General features: G+C 58.5%; 13 protein-coding genes. 2 read left to right on the forward strand and 11 right to left on the reverse strand.

Annotated features, from left to right (window positions below):
- The first annotated feature begins 248 nt into the window (after window positions 1–248).
- Entirely contained in the window at window positions 249–1,385 is a 1,137-nt protein-coding gene (locus tag HMPREF9451_RS04220) for an aromatic amino acid transport family protein (RefSeq protein ID WP_009139066.1), read from the forward strand.
- Window positions 1,386–1,536: 151 nt separating this feature from the next.
- Entirely contained in the window at window positions 1,537–3,153 is a 1,617-nt protein-coding gene (locus tag HMPREF9451_RS04225) for an amidohydrolase (protein WP_009139067.1), read from the forward strand.
- 170 nt (window positions 3,154–3,323) lie between these two features.
- Here the strand turns inward: HMPREF9451_RS04225 and HMPREF9451_RS04230 are convergent, their stop codons facing one another.
- The 11 genes from HMPREF9451_RS04230 to HMPREF9451_RS04280 all read right to left on the reverse strand — a co-directional run bounded on the left by HMPREF9451_RS04230 (window position 3,324) and on the right by HMPREF9451_RS04280 (window position 16,652).
- Window positions 3,324–4,010, reverse strand: coding sequence for a cytochrome b/b6 domain-containing protein (locus tag HMPREF9451_RS04230; RefSeq protein ID WP_009139068.1), 687 nt, complete (start codon window positions 4,008–4,010; stop codon window positions 3,324–3,326).
- 1 nt (window position 4,011) lies between these two features.
- Window positions 4,012–5,649 (reverse strand): nickel-dependent hydrogenase large subunit, encoded by a 1,638-nt coding sequence (locus HMPREF9451_RS04235; protein ID WP_009139069.1) that lies wholly within the window; start codon window positions 5,647–5,649, stop codon window positions 4,012–4,014.
- Window positions 5,649–6,887 carry a hydrogenase small subunit gene (locus HMPREF9451_RS04240; protein WP_009139070.1) on the reverse strand — a complete coding sequence of 413 codons (1,239 nt, stop codon included), beginning with the start codon at window positions 6,885–6,887 and terminating at the stop codon, window positions 5,649–5,651. Before HMPREF9451_RS04240 ends, HMPREF9451_RS04235 begins: the two co-directional genes overlap by 1 nt.
- Before the next feature lie 434 nt (window positions 6,888–7,321).
- Window positions 7,322–7,861 carry a rubrerythrin gene (gene rbr, locus HMPREF9451_RS04245; RefSeq protein WP_009139071.1) on the reverse strand — a complete coding sequence of 180 codons (540 nt, stop codon included), beginning with the start codon at window positions 7,859–7,861 and terminating at the stop codon, window positions 7,322–7,324.
- 273 nt (window positions 7,862–8,134) lie between these two features.
- Window positions 8,135–9,058: an HhH-GPD family protein gene (locus tag HMPREF9451_RS04250; RefSeq protein ID WP_009139072.1), complete on the reverse strand. Its 924-nt coding sequence runs from the start codon at window positions 9,056–9,058 to the stop codon at window positions 8,135–8,137.
- The gene (locus tag HMPREF9451_RS04255; RefSeq protein WP_009139073.1) at window positions 9,042–9,455 is read right to left on the reverse strand and encodes an RrF2 family transcriptional regulator; all 414 of its coding nucleotides are present in this window, start codon (window positions 9,453–9,455) and stop codon (window positions 9,042–9,044) included. Before HMPREF9451_RS04255 ends, HMPREF9451_RS04250 begins: the two co-directional genes overlap by 17 nt.
- 1 nt (window position 9,456) lies before the next feature.
- Window positions 9,457–11,136 (reverse strand): ATP-binding protein, encoded by a 1,680-nt coding sequence (locus HMPREF9451_RS04260; RefSeq protein ID WP_009139074.1) that lies wholly within the window; start codon window positions 11,134–11,136, stop codon window positions 9,457–9,459.
- A 215-nt stretch (window positions 11,137–11,351) separates the two neighbouring features.
- Window positions 11,352–12,053 carry an HAD family hydrolase gene (locus HMPREF9451_RS04265; protein ID WP_009139075.1) on the reverse strand — a complete coding sequence of 234 codons (702 nt, stop codon included), beginning with the start codon at window positions 12,051–12,053 and terminating at the stop codon, window positions 11,352–11,354.
- Between the two features lie 14 nt (window positions 12,054–12,067).
- Window positions 12,068–13,939, reverse strand: a complete 1,872-nt coding sequence (locus HMPREF9451_RS04270) for an ABC transporter ATP-binding protein (RefSeq protein ID WP_009139076.1) — start codon at window positions 13,937–13,939, stop codon at window positions 12,068–12,070.
- A complete protein-coding gene (locus tag HMPREF9451_RS04275; protein WP_009139077.1) occupies window positions 13,936–16,170 on the reverse strand; it encodes an ABC transporter ATP-binding protein in 2,235 nt (744 codons plus the stop codon). The genes HMPREF9451_RS04270 and HMPREF9451_RS04275 overlap by 4 nt, the downstream gene beginning before the upstream one ends.
- The gene (locus tag HMPREF9451_RS04280; RefSeq protein WP_040626031.1) at window positions 16,161–16,652 is read right to left on the reverse strand and encodes a MarR family winged helix-turn-helix transcriptional regulator; all 492 of its coding nucleotides are present in this window, start codon (window positions 16,650–16,652) and stop codon (window positions 16,161–16,163) included. The genes HMPREF9451_RS04275 and HMPREF9451_RS04280 overlap by 10 nt, the downstream gene beginning before the upstream one ends.
- Between the last annotated feature and the right edge of the window lie 3 nt (window positions 16,653–16,655).

The following is a 16,655-nucleotide window of genomic DNA, read 5'->3' on the forward strand; positions in this document are numbered from 1 at the left end:
TCGTTGCGCTGCTTCACCGTACAATGCGCAAAACAGCAACGAAACCCTTGTTCGCTTGGAACCCCTACGTCCGCCGCGAAGATATACGCCTCGACCCAAAATGATGCGAAACGGCTTCTGCTCGACAGATGCCGAAAACGGAACCGAAGTGGTGTATCATTGCGCCCCGTGCGCCGAAAACAGGCGCCGACGGAGCGCTTCCTACCAAGGCAAGACAACCGTCGCAATCTCGATAGAAGGCACAATCGATGGGCAAGAAACTCACCACCTGGCAAGCGGCCTGCATCATCACGGGCTACGGCGTCGGAAGCGGCATCATGACGCTACCGTATCTCATCACACGCGCGGGCACTGTATCCGCTCTGGCAATATTGCTGCTCGCCTTCTTCTTCAGCTATTGCATGCACATGATGCTTGCCGAACTCACCATGGGCGTTGGCAAAGGCACCCAGATTGTCGGCATTTTCCAGCACTACTTGTTCCGAGGACGCTTTGGCAAGGCGCTCACTATGGGCATGTTCGTGCTGGTGACGCTTGTCCTTGTCTTCAATCTGGCTGCTTATGTGGCAGGCGGTGCGGAGATTCTTGCCTCTGCGGGATTGCCGCCCCTAGCCGCCAAGGTAGTCTTTTACGCCATTGCCGCCGCCGTGGTCTTTTTCGGGCTGAAAGTCCTCGGCATCAGCGAGGCCATCTCGATCGACATCATTATCGGCATCATCGTCATTCTGGCCGCAGGAAGCATGTTCCACCTGGACAACGCCATCTACTACGCTGTAGGAAGCTTCTCCGAGCTCTTGGCGTTTTTCGGCATGGCCATGATGTCTTTCATCGCGTTCTTCAGCATTCCGCAAGCAGTAGAAGGCCTTGACCGCGACCCCGTCAAAGTGCGCAACGCCGTGCTTATAGGACTGGGCTTGAACCTTATGTTCATCATCGTCATAGCCGTATGCTCGCTGGCAAGCTCCACTCACGTAACGCAACTCGCCATGATCGGCTGGTCGGAAGGCATCGGCCTTTGGGCCCAAATCCTCGGTTCGGTCTTCACGCTTTTGGCCATGCTTACCACATACTGGTCCATTTCACTGGCGCTTTCCGACATCATCGAGGAACAGACGAAATGGAACCGCCGCATCTGCTGGCTGATCGCCACCCTGCCTTCGCTGGTTTTGGTGCTATTGAATCTGGGCAGTTTCTTGGAGCTCATGCGCACGGCAGGCGGACTCATTGCGCTCGGAATCGCATTCATGGTACCCGCCGCCTATCGACGCTGCCGCCGAGAAAACGGACAGCTTCTCCTGCCGAAAGCCCTCGGTAGCACTCCGCTGCAGATCGTCGTGTTCCTGGCCTTCATTCTGATGGCGGTAGGAAGCATGATCAGCATCTAGCGCACGAAGCGTCCGCCCCGACAAACGCGAACGGACGCTTTTCCTCAAGGAAGCGCGCTTAAAGGGTGCACCCCATCACACGACAGCTGCACCCGATTTGCTCCGACACGAAAAGAAACACATTTGCCATCACGCCAGGAGGAAAGACACCGTGAAGACGCTTTTCACCAATGCAACGTTTCATACCATGGAAAGCGCAGAAGACACGCACTGCTCCATGTTGGTCGAAGACGGCGTCATTGCAGCCTTCGACCTTTCTGCAGACGATTCGCATGCGCAGGATGCTCGGATCGTTGACCTGCAAGGCGCGCATGTCTACCCGGCATTGATCGACGCCCACCTGCACTTGCTCGAAGCCGTAGCGCTCTCCGGCATCAGCGCACAACTCTGCACTGTAGAAAACGGCCGGATCGAACCGCACAACCTTGCCGGCGTAGAACGAAAGATCCGAGAGCATGCAGCGCGCACCAAGCCAGGCGACCTTATGGTATGCAGCAACTACATAGCGCTCTCTATGGACGAAGGGCGCCTGCCCAACCGGTTCGAACTCGACGAATGGACGAACAACGGGCGCTGCTGGGTTATGAATATCGACGGACATTCGGGAGCTTTTTCAACCGCTTTGCTTGACGAGATAGGCCTTGCCGACGAAGCGCCTGACGGCATCTTGGCAGGCCCCGCACACGATGCCAACCTGGGCAAAATCACAAACGTGGTCAGCTCAGCCGTCGGCCCGCGTTTGCTCGGAGACGGCATTGCTGATTTCTGTGACACCTGCGCGCATTTCGGCATTGGTACCGTATGCGCCATGGACGGCACCGACGACTCCGAGCGCGACGTCCTCGTGGAACTTATGGCGTTTTTAGCCCAGCGTTTTGCTCTTGACGTACGACTGTTTCCCCAGTACATGGATGAGAAAAAGCTCGCTCGCGTTCTTCCACGCATGCAACGCAAACGTATCGGCGGATGTATGAAATGGGAGCTCGACGGCGCCATAGGCTCGCAAAGCGCGGCCTTTGACCGACCGTACGAAAACGGCATCCAAGCTCCGACGTATTTCACCGACGAATTCATCGACAGCAAGATTGCCGACCTCGTATCGCGCGGCTTCGCCGTAAGCGCGCACGCCATCGGAGAAACCGCCATTCGCCAGCTTACAAGCGCCTTTGAAAAGGCTGGCCGCCAGCTAGAGCGCACATCAGACGACGCCATGCCCAATTGCATGCGCTACCGCATCGACCATTGCGAGTTTCCTGCACCCGACACGCTCGAACGCATTTACGAACTCAAACCCTCAGTCACCATCCAGCCAGGATACTCCTGGATGGATAAGCGTTTCATGCGCAGCTACGAGCGAATGCTCGACAAAGATATGATCAACCAGCAGATTCCCCTGCACGACTTTGCCGATGCGGGCGTGGTGCTGTGCGGCTCAAGCGACGCACCAGTGCAGACTGTCGACCCGTTTTTACAGATGCGCGGTATGAGAGAGTTCTACATCGAAGAGCAGTCTCTTTCTGCCTTTGAGGCGTTGGCAACCTACACCGTCAACGGAGGAAAGATGCTCGGAGAAAACATAGGCTTGCTGCGTGTAGGCTATAAAGCGAACTTCTTCGCCACCGACAAAGATCTGCTTGCCATAGAGCCGGCAGGTTTAGAGGGCATGCATGCGCGCTGCCTGTTCATGCGCGGCAAGCGCTACAAACCGCGCCATCGCGGCATATCCGCCTTGCTCCAATTGCTCGCAACTCGTCCGCATACAATCTAAGGACAGCGCAGCCCCGTAGGTCCGACCGACAGAGAACATACTGCACAGAACAAGACACCTGCGCACTTGCGTCTGGTGGAACCAAAAAGAGGATGGCGGCCGAAACCGCCATCCTCTTTTATTAATCAGCGGCCTGCAAACAAAGGCAGGAGCCGATATGCAAGCGCACCTTAGTGGTCGAGTTTGTCCTCGCCGACGATGGTGTGCTTCTCGGGGTCATAGACCAAGCCGCCATGCTCGGTGCCGAAGAACATGAGCTTCGTGGGAGCAAGGCCCTCGATGTTCGCCAGGTAGATGTGCAGCATGGAGAACAGGATGAACACGAACATCATGAAGTAGTGGATGATGCGCACGCTCATTGCTCCGCCCATGAGGTTGATCATGTCGGCGAAGAAAGGCAGGTTTGCCGTGGGAGACCACAGGCAAAGACCCGTGAAGAACATGAAAATCAGCAGGACGGGAACAAGCAGGTAGCTGATCTTCTGGGGAACGCCGAGCTTTGCAGCCAGCGGATGGTCCTTCTTGAAGAACAGGTAGTACTTGATCCAAGCACCGAGCTGGTGTTTGTTGTCGGCCTGGGGCAACCAGGTCTTGAAGTCGGTTACGACCTCGCGGGTGCCGCCCGTAGGCGCAGACTTCACGAAGAACGCCAGCACGATACGAACGATCACGTTGATGAAGATCACGAAACCGAAGAAGATGTGCACGCCGCGGGCGATGCCCATGAACTCAGGCCAGAACGGGAAGTGGATGCAGAAGCCCGTCACGATAAGAAGAATCATCGAAATCAGGTTCACCCAGTGCGTAATGCGGAACGGCAGCGGATGCGCTTCGCGATAATGTGCGAGATGGGCCATCTTACTTCACCCCCCAAGGGCTGGTGACGGTCTCGAAGCTCTTGCCGGTCTTCGGCTCGACGATGTGCACGGCGCAAGCGGTGCAGGGGTCGAAGCTGTGAACGGTGCGCAGAGCGTTGATGGGCTTTTCGATATCCGCCACGGGAACGCCGATGAGCGCCTGCTCCATCGGGCCGTAGTTTCCATCGGGATCGTGCGGAGCAAGGTTCCAGGTAGACGGAATAATGATCTGGTAATCGGTGATCTTGCCGTCCTTGACCTTCTCGGAGTGATACAAAGCACCGCGCGGAGCCTCCCAGAAGCCGGTGCCTTCGCCGTCGATGCGGGAAGGAGACTCGAAGTAGGAGCTGTCGCCGCCCTGAACGGCCTCGCAAAGCTCGTTGACCCATTCCTTCATGAGAGTTGCCACGTAAAGGGTCTCGATCTGGCGAGCACCAGTACGTCCGAGCGTGTTCTGCAGCGCGGACAGGTCGCCCTTCTGAGCGCCCAGAGCAACGAGCATGCTGTCGATGTGCTCCACGACGAAGGGAACGTTGCGCTTGTAGGCTACGAGCAAGCGTGCGAAACCGCCGGTCTCAAGCGGCTTGCCATCATAGCGCGGGCACTTGTTCCACGTGTAGCGGTCGTCAACGTTGTACTCCGTAAATGCAGGCTTGACGCCCTGCTCGAACGGAGGCAGGTCGGCGTCGCCCTCGTACCAGGAATGACCGACGTACTCGGTAATCTTGGACTCGTCGACGTCGGAGAGGTTGAGCTGATCGTCGAGGACACCAGCAGGCAGGTAGCGATCGTTCATCTCCATGGACGGACGCTCGAAAACGCCCCATGCGCCATAGCGGCCGCAGCCCTTGCCGAACGTGGTCGCCTCGGGATAGAACTTGGCGACGGCAAGCGTGTCGGGGATCATGGTGTTAGCGACCCAGGTGTAGAGCTCGTCGACAAGACCCTTGAGGTCGTCGAGCTTCTCCGCCGTGGGAACGAACGCCGTGCCGCCCGGGATGATGGTCATGATGTGAGGCATCTTGCCGCCCAGAAGGCCGGCGATTTCCGATGCCTTGGCCTGCATCTGAAGCGCCTCAAGATAATGGGCGGTCAGGATGAGGTCCGCTTCGGGGGTGAGATTGTACTCGCCCGTGTCGAACCAGTTGCCGCTGAAGATGGAAAGCTGGCCGTTTTCGGCGAACTTCTTCAGACGATCTTGCAAGCCGACGAAATCCGCGGAAGGGGTTCCGAGCTCCGTTGCAAGGTCATAAGCCGCAACGGGGTCTGCGGAAAGCGCATTGAGCGGATTGACGTAGTCAAGGCCTGCCAAATTGTAGAACCACAGAATGTGGCTATGCAGGAACTGGGAACCCTCGATGAGGTTGCGGATGATACGGGCGTTGTTCGGAATAGAAATTCCGTAAGCCTTCTCCGCAGCGATAGAGGATGCATGCATGTGCGAGACAGGGCACACGCCGCAAATGCGCTGCACGATGAACGCCGCATCTTCGGGGGTGCGATCGCGGACGACAAGCTCCATGCCGCGGAAGCAACCGCCGGAAACCCACGCATCGGTGACGACGCCGTCGGTGACTTCCATCTCAGCGCGCAAGTGGCCTTCGATGCGGGTAATCGGGTCGATGATAGAACGTGCCATTACTGGTTGCCTCCCTTCTTCTTGCTAGCGGCGTCGAGGTCTTCCTTGGAATAGACGCCGATGGACTTGTCAGGATGCTTGGCATCCCATGCGCGAACCTTCTCGAACTCTGCGCCCTGAGGAACGCGGCCGGCGGCCTTCATGCCGAAGCCATGGACTACAAGCGCTGCGGCGACGATGCCGGTCAGGCCCAAGGCGATGGTGCCGGGCTGGACCATGAAGTCGCCAATGCGCAGGTCGCGATGACGCTTGAGGAACGGAGCGTTGACCTCGACCCAGTTCTGGCCGGGGTTCTCGGGGTTCGCCTCACAGCAACCGATGCAGGGAGCGCCTGCTTCGATGCACCAGCTGCGACGATGGTTGTAACGCACGACGCCACAGTTCGCCTTGGTCTGAGGACCGCGGCAGCCCAGAGGATAGAGGCAGTAGCCCTTGGCTTCTTCGGGAGAACCGAACTGATAGACGAACTCGCCGTTTTCAAAGTGGCCGCGGCGCTGGCAGTTGTCATGGACGGTCTGACCGAAAATCTGAGCGGGCTTGTTTTCTGCATTGAGCTCGGGGAGCTTGTTGAGCAGAAGAACCTCGACGAGAATGGCGCACAGCCATTCGGGGTTCGGGGGGCAGCCGGGAATATTGATGACCGGGGTCTCGATGCCCTGCGCCTTCAAAAACTGCTGGACGCCCTGAGCGTTCGAGGGGTTGGGATGAGCCGCCATCCAGCCGCCATTGACTGCGCAAGAGCCGAGGGCGACGACCGCGTTTGCCTTCTCGGCCGCCTCGATTAGATGCTCATTGCCCGTCTTGCCGGCAATGCGAAGCGCATTGCCGTCCCAGCCGTTGAGAACAGCGCCCTCGTAGATGAGGATGTAGTTCCCCGCTGCGATGGTCTGCTCCTTGGCCTCCTCCATGGACCAGCCGGCAGCGGCGCTCAGCGTTTCGCTGTAGTTCAGCGAAATCATCTCGAGCACGATGCTGGCCGGATCGGGAGCGTCAATCTGAGCAAAAGCCTCCGTGCAACCAGTGCAGGATGCGCCCTCGATCCAGATGACCGGATACAGGTCGCCCTGGCTTGCTCCGATGACGGACTCCTCAAGAGCCTGAGCAACGCGGGGGGCGGCGGCTTCACCCAAGCCGACCATGACCGCGAGCGTGCCACACAGTTTCATGAAGCTACGACGCGAAACTCCGCGCGATTCGAGCATGCCCTGAAACTCTGGGACAGTGGCCTTGTTGTCCATACATACACCTCCTATAGATGCTTTCCGAAATACCGACGTGTCGCATTATCCTAGAATTGATGCTCATCTAGCAGCAAAAATCAATATTTATGCAAAAATGCCGAATAATGGCGGAAAAATGTTACGAATACTATCATGGGTAGCAACTCTGTATTATTTGATGTTAGATTCGTAACACTTGCCAGGTAGAATAACTTATCACCTGGGCTTTTAATGCAATAAGCATTACATATAGGAAGCGTGTAATTGATAAATACTCTCGAAATAATGCGATGTACCCTAAAAAAGGCGATACACAAAAATGCATAGATGAGGCATTCATGCAAAAATGGGCCGAAACCGGCCCATTTTCAAGTAAGGTGCAAAACGCATGCGGCGCGCAGCACTGAATCAATTCCCGGATTGCAGACGCTCGTCTTGCGCCCAGCGGCCTCCTAGTAGTTTTCCGCGCGGATTTCGAAATGCGCGCGCGGATGATTGCAGACCGGGCAGACTTCGGGAGCTTCGGCGCCAATGTGGATATGCCCGCAGTTGTTGCATTTCCATGCGTGGATTTCGCCGCGCTTGAAAACCTCCCCGGCATTGATACGCTCGATCAGCTTGCGATAGCGAGCCTCGTGCTCCTTCTCGACGTTGGCGACGCCTTCGAAAAGACGGGCAAGCTCGTCGAAGCCTTCGTCGCGGGCCGTCTTGGCGAATTCCGCGTACATGTCGGTCCATTCGTAGTTTTCGCCCGCCGCCGCATCAGCGAGATTATCGAGCGTCGTGGGAATGGAGCCGCCGTGCAAAGCCTTGAACCACAGCTTGGCATGCTCGGACTCGTTCTTCGCCGTTTCAGCGAAGATGTTCTGAATCTGAACGTAGCCGTCCTTTTTCGCCTGCGATGCGTAATACAGGTATTTCGTATGGGCCTGAGACTCCCCCGCAAACGCAGCCATCAGATTCTTCTCGGTCTGAGTTCCCTTGAGATCCATGTCTCCCCCTTTCTTCGGGATGCCCCGAATACGTAGCCGTCCCCGCAAGACAAAACATCGCTTTGCCGCAGCGGAGACACGGCCGTTCGCCGCCCTTTGCGACGAATATTCCATTCAGCATAGACCCTCTCGGAGCAAATGGGCGTCAGACTGAAAAACGATACATAAAGCACGCATCGCAGGCAAAAGGCAGAGGTTCGCAAAACCGCTCGCAAACAAAAGACGAAAAGCACCAACGCGTCGAAGTGCTGCCGCAGAAAGCAAGCGCAGGCGTCAAGCCCTCCATCCGCCGTCTGCAAAAGAGAAAAATCCCTCTTTGGAAAGCGCCGCCAGAATAGAATCGAGCTCCTCGCCCGACACGCGATCTCTTCCTGCGGCAAGCTCGGCGGCGTTAAGCGAGCGATGAATCTCAGCCGTTGAAAGACCGGGGCGGGCCATAACCTCGCGCAGGACCCAGGCGCGTTTCTGCCGGCGCGATCCCTCGAATGCGCTCTGCCGCGTATATACCGCCGCTTTACGCGAAGGATTCGCATGGGTCTTCTTCAGGTGGGCGCCCACATCGAGCAGCGCATAGTACCACCCGCGGACGTCCTCGTCGGGGCACGCCCGCCCGACCAGGGGGCGAAGCTCCTTGTCGGTCACGCGCTCCGCTTCTGGGAAAAACTCGTGGATGAACACGGCGCGCACGTTCGTCTCTATATAAACGCAAGGAACATCGGCGGAAAACGCCGTGATCCCGGCCGCCGTGGCATCGCCTATCCCCGGCAGGGCGCGCAACGCCTCGACACCCGTCGGAAGCGCTCCGCCGTATTCGGCCGAGCAGATATCGGCCGCCCGCTTCAAAGCGAGAGCGCGGCGGTTGTACCCCATGCCCTGCCATTCATCCACCACATCGGCCACGGCGGCGGCCGAAAGGGCATCGACGGAAGGAAAGCGCTTCATAAATCGCTCCCAGCGCGTCAAAACGCGCGCGACCTGCGTCTGTTGGAGCATCACCTCGGAAATCCAGATGGCATATGGATCGCGTGTGTTGCGCCAAGGCAGATCCCTATACAAGCGCGCCCCCTCTTCGCGGACGCGTCCGACGAAAGCGGCAATGGCCTCATCGGATACGCCGGCGGCTTCGGTCTCGCGAGGCTGGGAGCCGTTTTCGGAACCTGCGGCGACTTCGCTTCTCGCGCTAGCCAACGGCCCCATCGCCTTCAAAGAGCTTTTCAAGCGTGATGCCGTCGAAATATTCACGCATGATGGAATCCGCGCGCTTCCAAACGCCGCGGAATTCGCATTCGCCACAGCGTTCGCAGAACCCCGGATCAACGGCGCAGGGAGACATATGGATGGGACCCTGCACCGCCTCGAGCACTTCCAAAAGCGTGGTGTTGGACGGGTTGCAGGCAAGCGTCAGGCCTCCCTTTGCCCCTCGCACCGTCTTAAGCAAGCCCGCATGAACGAGGTCATGCTGGATGCTGCGAGCAAATGCGTACGGTATGTTCTCCTTTTCCGCCACTTCGGAGACGGAAACGTACTCGTCTTTGCTCTCATACGCCGCGCGGATAATGCGGCAGGCATAGTCTGTTCGGCGGGTAAGTTCCATGCTAAGCCTCGTTTCCTTCCTCCAGCGGCTCTTGCGTGCTGTCACGTTCGAACATATCTTCCAGAAGGTCGTCGAGACCGCTCTTGAAGTCCGTGACAACTGCCTCCTCGAGGAAACGATACTCCTCCGACTCGAGCGGCTGGAAGTTGGCGACGTGCTCGAACATCATGCTTTGGGACACGGAGACGTAACGACGCGCCTTCAAGCTCTGACGGTACGCATCCTCGACCGCCTCTCGCCCGGCCGCGACGATGTCGAAGCGGGAGAGATTGCGAGAAAAGCGCGTGAGGCGGGAAAGGTCGAGCTCGCGCACCGAGGGATGGTCGTGGGCAATGGCATTCCAGATCTGGCGACGCTCGAGTTCGTCGGGAAGATAGATGTCCACAATGTTCATAGGCTCCATGAGGTCATAGAGAAATCCCTGATCGGAAGAATCTCCCGACATGGAGGCAAGCACGTAGATATCCGGATTGCCGACAGCCGATGCTATCAGGGTAAACGCTTCACGCGCCGCACGCGACATGCTCGCGAGCATGATGTTCTCACCTTCGACCGCGGAAGCGGCTTCCATCAGAGGAGCGCCCCAAAGGTCGTAATCCTCAAGGATGAGAACGCTCGGTGCATCGAGAGAGAGCTTATTCGGCCCCATGCGCATGGGGCGATCGGCGGCGGTGGTAACGCACAATACCGGCATGCCCTGAGGACCCGGCTGCATCTGGACGCGCAGGACGGGAAGGCCCAATTCGCCCGCGACAGCCGCCATGAACATGCTCGCATCCTCGCGCGAAGACGTGCGAAAAACGATGCTTCCCGCGGCCGAAAGACCGTCTATGCCGTGTCGCTCTCGCAGCGTGTCGACGAGCAAACGGTACTCTTCGTCCTGCTTCACGCCGATGCCGAATGCGCGCATGTCGTCTATGACCGCATCGAAGCCGACCAAGTCGTCGAAAAGAAGCGGATAGGCGGACTTCAGGCGAGGGGGCTCTTCGCCCGAACGCTCGCCGGCCGATGTGCCCGCGGATGAAGCCGCATCGGGCGAAACAGATGCGGGGCTTGCGGAAGAAGATTCCGAAAACGGCGGCTGCGCGGCATCGTCGGAGTGGACCGGCGAATCTGAAGCCTCGTCCTGCACGGCAGCCTGCTGAGCGTGCGAGGGGGCACCGTCGTGCGACGCATCGAGACGCAAGGCGTCGGCAGGGCCGGGCCCTGGATGCACGCGGACGGACGTGGCAATGGGGGTGATGCCTGAGATATGGGCGGTCGCCCCTATTTCTTCGGAGATCATATCGGCCATGCCCTCGAGATCGGCGCGCGATATTCCAAGCTCAGAAAGCTTGTCAAGCGCCATGCTCTGAAGGTCACGAGCGCATGATTCGACCTCTTCGGAAGACAGATGCGCCTCGAGCTTGTCGAAGATGTATTCGGCGATGGAACGCTCCCTCAGCTCCGAGGCAACGCGCCAGGCCTCTTTAAGGGCCGAAACCGCCTCCATATCGGGCAAGGGGCTTTTCCCGCATGCCTCTTCATAGGCGGAAAGATACAGATGCATCGCGAGCACGCGATCGCCCGACGTGTACGCCTCGCGCGCCGCCTTCATATAACCGTCGTGATTGTGCCGAGGGGAATCCCCTTCATGATATTGGTCGGCGATGTTCGCTTCGTTGTCGTTTGGTCCGAGCATACGCCCACCTCCTTTGCGTTCCTTCGCAGCATTGCCCGCCCCAGACGCCGGGAAACGGCCAAATGTCTGGCGGACGGTATCATTTTTCACTTGAAGTGTACCCAGAGCTCGCCGAGCGCGCAAACGGCAACGGGCATTTGGCACCCAGTCGCGTTATTTCTCCACAGGAAAACTTCGCCGAGCGAAAACGGAAGACGAATTCGCAAGACGCAGCGTCATTTTTCCTCGAAGCGGTTCCAGTCGAGAACGGTCCACTCGCGCCGGCGCGCTTCCCTGGCCAAGGGATTGTCAGGACACACCGCGAAACCGCGGCGCGCCGCTTTGAGCATAGGCGAATCGGAATGATGATCGCCGTAGGCCTCGACAAGCTCCCAATTTCCCTTGCCGTAGCGAGCGTCCGCGTACGAGCGGATCGCACGGACCTTCTCATCGCCCTCTATGCACGACCCTTCGACGCGCGTGGTATACCTCCCTTGGGCGTCAACGCGCATCTCGGTGCACAGACAGCCATCGATCGGGTGGAAATCCAAGGCGCGACGGACAATCGGCCCGAACGTCGCCGACACGATCAACACCTCCACGCCTTCTTCGCGCAGACGGTTCATGACCTCGTCGGCCTGGGGGCGGAAACGACCCTGCGCCTCGATTTCCCTATCGTAGAAATCGGAGAGGAACGCGTCTACGCTCTCCCGAGATTGACCCTCGAAGGCCGTGAACACGAGTCCGCGCACCCATGCTTCGCTTTGGGGAAGACGAAGCTTGTATGCCGCCGCCCACGCAAGGACCTTCGAGATGACGCGTTTGCGAAGCATGCCCTGGCTGCGCAGGAAGCGGACAAGAATGACCGGTGAGTTTCCCCTGATCGATGTTCCATCGAAATCAAAAGCCGCAATCTTATGCTTGGCTTGCTCGGACATGGCTCGCCAGCCCCCTATCCCCTTGCGTAATCGGCGTTATCGTGCGCAAATTGGGAATTATACAGGTCTGCATAGAAGCCGCCAAGAGCGAGAAGCTCCTCGTGGGTGCCTTGCTCCACAATATCGCCTTCGTGCATAACCAAAATCAAGTCCGCATTGCGAATGGTGGACAGGCGGTGCGCTATGACGAATGAGGTCCGCCCGCACATGAGGTTGTCCATGGCCATCTGGATGCGTTTTTCCGTTCGCGTGTCCACGGAGCTTGTCGCCTCGTCGAGTATGAGCATCTTCCTGTCGGCTAGAATCGCGCGGGCGATGGTGATCAGCTGTCTCTGGCCTTGGCTCACATTGCTCGCGTCCTCGTTGATGACCATGTCGTAGCCGCCCGGGAGCGTGCGGATGAAATGGTCGGCAAAGGCCGCGCGCGCCGCCTGCTCAACTTCCTCATCGGTCGCATCGAGCCTGCCGTAGCGAATGTTCTCCCTGATGGTTCCGCTGAAAAGCCATGCATCCTGCAAAACCATGCCGAACTGCCTTCGGAGCTCTTCGCGATTGCAGTCGCGAATGTCGCGGCCGTCGATGCGGATGGCCCCTTCGTCGACATCGTAGAAACGCATGAGGAGCTTGACCATGGTCGTCTTGCCGGCACCGGTAGGCCCGACAAGCGCCACCGTCTGACCGCTTTTCACTTCGGCGGAGAAATCGCGGATGATGCGGACGTCGGCATCATAGCCAAATCCCACATGGTCGAATGTGACGTTTCCCTCGACATGGGCGAGGCTTTCCGTGGCCTTTCCGTCTTCCACCTCGGGGGCGTCGAGGAATTCGAAGACGCGCTCCGCCGATGCCGCCATCTGCTGCAGCACGTTCGATACCTGGGCAAGCTGCGTGATAGGCTGGGTGAAGTTCTTCACGTATTGGATGAACGCCTGGATATCGCCCACGGTGATAACACCGCGCATGGCGAAGGCGGCGCCGGCGATGGCCACCGCCACGTATCCCAAATTGCTCACGAAGTTCATCGCGGGCATCATCATTCCCGAAAGAAACTGCGATTTCCACGCGGATTCGTACAGGCGGTCGTTCGTCTCCTTAAAGCGCTCGAGGGCGACGTCTTCCCGATTGAACGCCCGAACGACGGCGTGTCCCGAAAACGTCTCCTCCACCTGGGCGTTGATCATTCCGAGGTTTTTCTGCTGAGCCCTGAAGTATTTCTGACTACGGCTTACCACCGCCTTGACCAGCACGCCCGAAACGGGAATGACCGTCAAGGCGATGAGCGTCATGGGCACGTTGATCGAAAGCATCATGACCAAAACGCCCACGATGGTCGTCGCGCTCGTGATGAGCTGCGTGATGCCCTGGTTCAGGCTCTGCCCGAGCATATCGACGTCGTTCGTGATGCGCGAGAGAACGTCGCCCGTGCTCGTTTTCTCGAAATACCCCATAGGCATGCGGGAGATTTTCTCCGCAATACGGCGCCGAAGCGTGTAGCAGGTTTTCTGGGAGACGCTCGTCATCGTCCAACCCTGTACAAAAGAGCACAGCGCCGACACGCCGTAGAGCGCGAGGGTGGTGAGAAGGATGGTCCCAACGGCGTTGAAGTCTATGCCGCCTGTGCCGGCGATCTTCGCGGAGATGCCCTCGTAAAGCTCGGTGGTGGCCGTAGAAAGCACCTTGGGACCCACGATATTGAAGACGGTGGAGCCGATAGCGAAGGCGAATACGACGGCGATGGCCGCCTTGGAACCTCCCATGAGCTTGATCAGTTTGAGCATGGAGCCCTTGAAGTCGGCGGCCTTCTCCTCCGGCATCATGCCGTGATGGCCGTGCCCGTGTCCGCCGCGAGGCCCTCCCATGCGTTGCGCCCGAGTATTGTCGCTCATCGCGAATCCCCTCCTTTCAGTTCTTCCTCCGAAAGCTGCGACAGGGCGATCTCTTGATAGGTTTCGCACGATGCCATGAGCTCTTCGTGGGTGCCGCATCCAACCATGCAGCCGTTTTCGAGCACCACGATGCGGTCGGCCGAAAGCACCGTAGCGATGCGCTGCGCCACAATGATTACGGTCTTTGACCCAAGATGCTTGGCCAAACCTTCCCTCAAGCGGGCATCCGTCTTATAGTCGAGCGCCGAAAAGCTGTCGTCGAAGAGGAGTACGCGGGCATCGCAGGCAAGCGCACGGGCAATGGAGAGACGCTGCCTCTGACCGCCCGACACGTTCGACCCTCCTTGGGAAACCTCCGCCTCGAGCCCTTCGGGGCGGCTTTCCACGAACTCGCTCGCCTGGGCGATATCGCACGCCAAGGCGACCTGCTCCGCATCCATGGATTCGTCGGCGTAGGCGACATTGCTCCGGACGGTTCCGGAGAAAAGAAACGCCTTCTGCGGCACGTAGCCGAGCTGCGCTCGCAGGTCGCGCTGCGCGAAACGGCGCACGTCCACGCCGTCTAGCAGGACAGCGCCCGACGTCACGTCGTAAAAGCGCTCGATGAGCTTGATGACTGTGGACTTGCCTGACCCCGTCGAGCCTATGATCGCCGTCGTCTTCCCTGGCTCGGCCACGAAGCTCACGTTCTTCAGCACGGGCTCGCTGCCTTTGTCGTAGGCGAACGTGACGTCGCGAAACTCAATCCGCGCTCCTTCGGATTCGGCCGGCTTCGCCGCAACGGCATCGTCGGGGTCGCCGATCGAAACGGGCGTTTCGAGAACTTCGTTCACGCGCTGGGCGGCCACGTCGGCGCGGGGAAGCATGACCGAGACCATCCCCATCATCAAAAACGACATGATGATAACCATAGAGTACGTGATGAACGCGATCATGTCGCCCGTCTGGATGGCGCCACTGTCGATGTAGGATCCGCCTACCCACATGATCAGAACCGAGACGGCATTCATGACCAGCATCATCGTGGGCATCATGAACGTCATGGCCCTGTTCGTGAACAGCTGGGTCTTCATCAACGCGACGTTCGCCTCGTCAAAACGGTCTTCCTCGAACGACTGCCTTCCAAACGCACGGATGACGGAGATGCCGTTGAGCATCTCGCGCGACACAAGGTTCACCCGGTCGATGAGTTTCTGCATGATCTTGAACTTCGGCATGGCGACCGCCATGAGAATGAATATGACCACGAAAATGGCGGCCACGGCCAAAGCTATGATCCAGCTCATGGAGAAATTTGTGCTCGACACCATGAACATGCCGCCCACGGCGAGGATGGGCGCATAGAGGACCATGCGCAGCAAGACCACAAGAACCATCTGTATCTGCTGGATGTCGTTGGTTCCTCGCGTAATGAGGGATGCGGCGGAAAACGCCTGAACCTCCGCGTCCGAAAAGGCGAGAACCCGAGAGAACAGACGCTCCCTCAGCCCGCGAGCAACCTTCGCCGCCGTACGCGAGGCGAGAAACCCCACCGCGATGGAGGCGAGCATCATGACAGCCGCCACGCCGAGCATCTTCGCCCCGATCGAGAACAGATACGACATCTGCAAAGACCCCATGTCGTAGCCAAGCTTTTCGTATTCCGCCATCGCGGCCGCGATGGCCTGCTGCTCAATGATGGAGTCGTCAATGCCCGCAAGAGCCGATTCGGCCTGAGCAACGAGAGCCGAGACTTCTTCCTTGGAAACGGCATTTGCCCTGTATGCGTCAAGCAAGGCGTCGAAATCGTAAGGACCCTCGCCTTGCGCATCCGAGACGCGCTGCTCGCCGACGGATGCATCTTCGCCCTCGGCGGATCCGTCGCGTTGTTGCGCGCTTTCGCTTCGTGCGAAATGCACCTCCGCAAACGGCTTGGCCAAAGTCTCGTCAAGCTCGTCCCGATTGTCCAGCCCCTTCTCGTTGATAGCGTATGAGCCGTCCGACACCTCGTCGTAGGAAGAACGTATGACGTCTTCTTCGTCAGGCGAAGCAAGCATGCAAACGGCTTCGAACGTGTCCGCAGTGAACTCGGACGGAGACGGACGGTCAATTCCTCCCTGTTGAATGCCCACGTCCACCAAGTCAGAGGTGTAGCGCGGAAGCGAGAGGTCGGCAAACGCCTGAACAACGAGAAGCGCGATGATAAGGACGAGCGCTCCGATATGGCCTTTGAGGTAGCGGATTATGCGCATGAGTCTCCTTCTTTGCGGTCGCATCGTTTCAGCGATGGATTCTGCTCGAGGAACTCGAGCATGAGGCGAAGCGTTTTCGTCAGCTGCTCGATATTGTCCACGCCCACGTATTCGAAGAGATCGTTCATGAAGGCGATATGCTTCTCCTGGATGCGCTCGGCGACATCGAGCCCGTCGTCGGTCAACGCGAGGCGAACGACCCTGCTGTCAGCGTCCGAACGCGTGCGCGCCACATACCCGCGCGACTCGAGCTTTTTTATGGACTGAGACACGGCAGAGGGCGTGATGCGAAAATGACGCGCCATGTCGGACGGCTTCGCGTCCTCGTTGCGCTGGTTGGCCATGTAGACCCATCTGAGAACCTGCATCTCGCAAAATGTAAGCCCGCACAGCGTCTCCGCGGGAATATAGCGTTCCTTCTTCAAGCGGTCCATGAGCTCGTAAAGCTCCACCCGCAACTCGTCGTAGGAATTCCGATTCATCAG

Source organism: Slackia piriformis YIT 12062 (genome assembly GCF_000296445.1).
GTDB classification, from domain to species: domain Bacteria; phylum Actinomycetota; class Coriobacteriia; order Coriobacteriales; family Eggerthellaceae; genus Slackia; species Slackia piriformis.

What these genes read in the sequence shown, in the direction of transcription:
- HMPREF9451_RS04255 (WP_009139073.1), bottom strand. Translation starts at nt 9,455, where the DNA reads ATGGAACTTACCCGCCGAACAGACTATGCCTGCCGCATTATCCGCGCG.
- HMPREF9451_RS04220 (WP_009139066.1), top strand. Translation starts at nt 249, where the DNA reads ATGGGCAAGAAACTCACCACCTGGCAAGCGGCCTGCATCATCACGGGC.
- HMPREF9451_RS04280 (WP_040626031.1), bottom strand. Translation starts at nt 16,652, where the DNA reads ATGAATCGGAATTCCTACGACGAGTTGCGGGTGGAGCTTTACGAGCTC.
- HMPREF9451_RS04240 (WP_009139070.1), bottom strand. Translation starts at nt 6,887, where the DNA reads ATGGACAACAAGGCCACTGTCCCAGAGTTTCAGGGCATGCTCGAATCG.
- HMPREF9451_RS04275 (WP_009139077.1), bottom strand. Translation starts at nt 16,170, where the DNA reads ATGCGCATAATCCGCTACCTCAAAGGCCATATCGGAGCGCTCGTCCTT.
- rbr (WP_009139071.1), bottom strand. Translation starts at nt 7,861, where the DNA reads ATGGATCTCAAGGGAACTCAGACCGAGAAGAATCTGATGGCTGCGTTT.
- HMPREF9451_RS04270 (WP_009139076.1), bottom strand. Translation starts at nt 13,939, where the DNA reads ATGAGCGACAATACTCGGGCGCAACGCATGGGAGGGCCTCGCGGCGGA.
- HMPREF9451_RS04250 (WP_009139072.1), bottom strand. Translation starts at nt 9,058, where the DNA reads ATGGGGCCGTTGGCTAGCGCGAGAAGCGAAGTCGCCGCAGGTTCCGAA.
- HMPREF9451_RS04230 (WP_009139068.1), bottom strand. Translation starts at nt 4,010, where the DNA reads ATGGCCCATCTCGCACATTATCGCGAAGCGCATCCGCTGCCGTTCCGC.
- HMPREF9451_RS04260 (WP_009139074.1), bottom strand. Translation starts at nt 11,136, where the DNA reads ATGCTCGGACCAAACGACAACGAAGCGAACATCGCCGACCAATATCAT.
- HMPREF9451_RS04265 (WP_009139075.1), bottom strand. Translation starts at nt 12,053, where the DNA reads ATGTCCGAGCAAGCCAAGCATAAGATTGCGGCTTTTGATTTCGATGGA.
- HMPREF9451_RS04235 (WP_009139069.1), bottom strand. Translation starts at nt 5,649, where the DNA reads ATGGCACGTTCTATCATCGACCCGATTACCCGCATCGAAGGCCACTTG.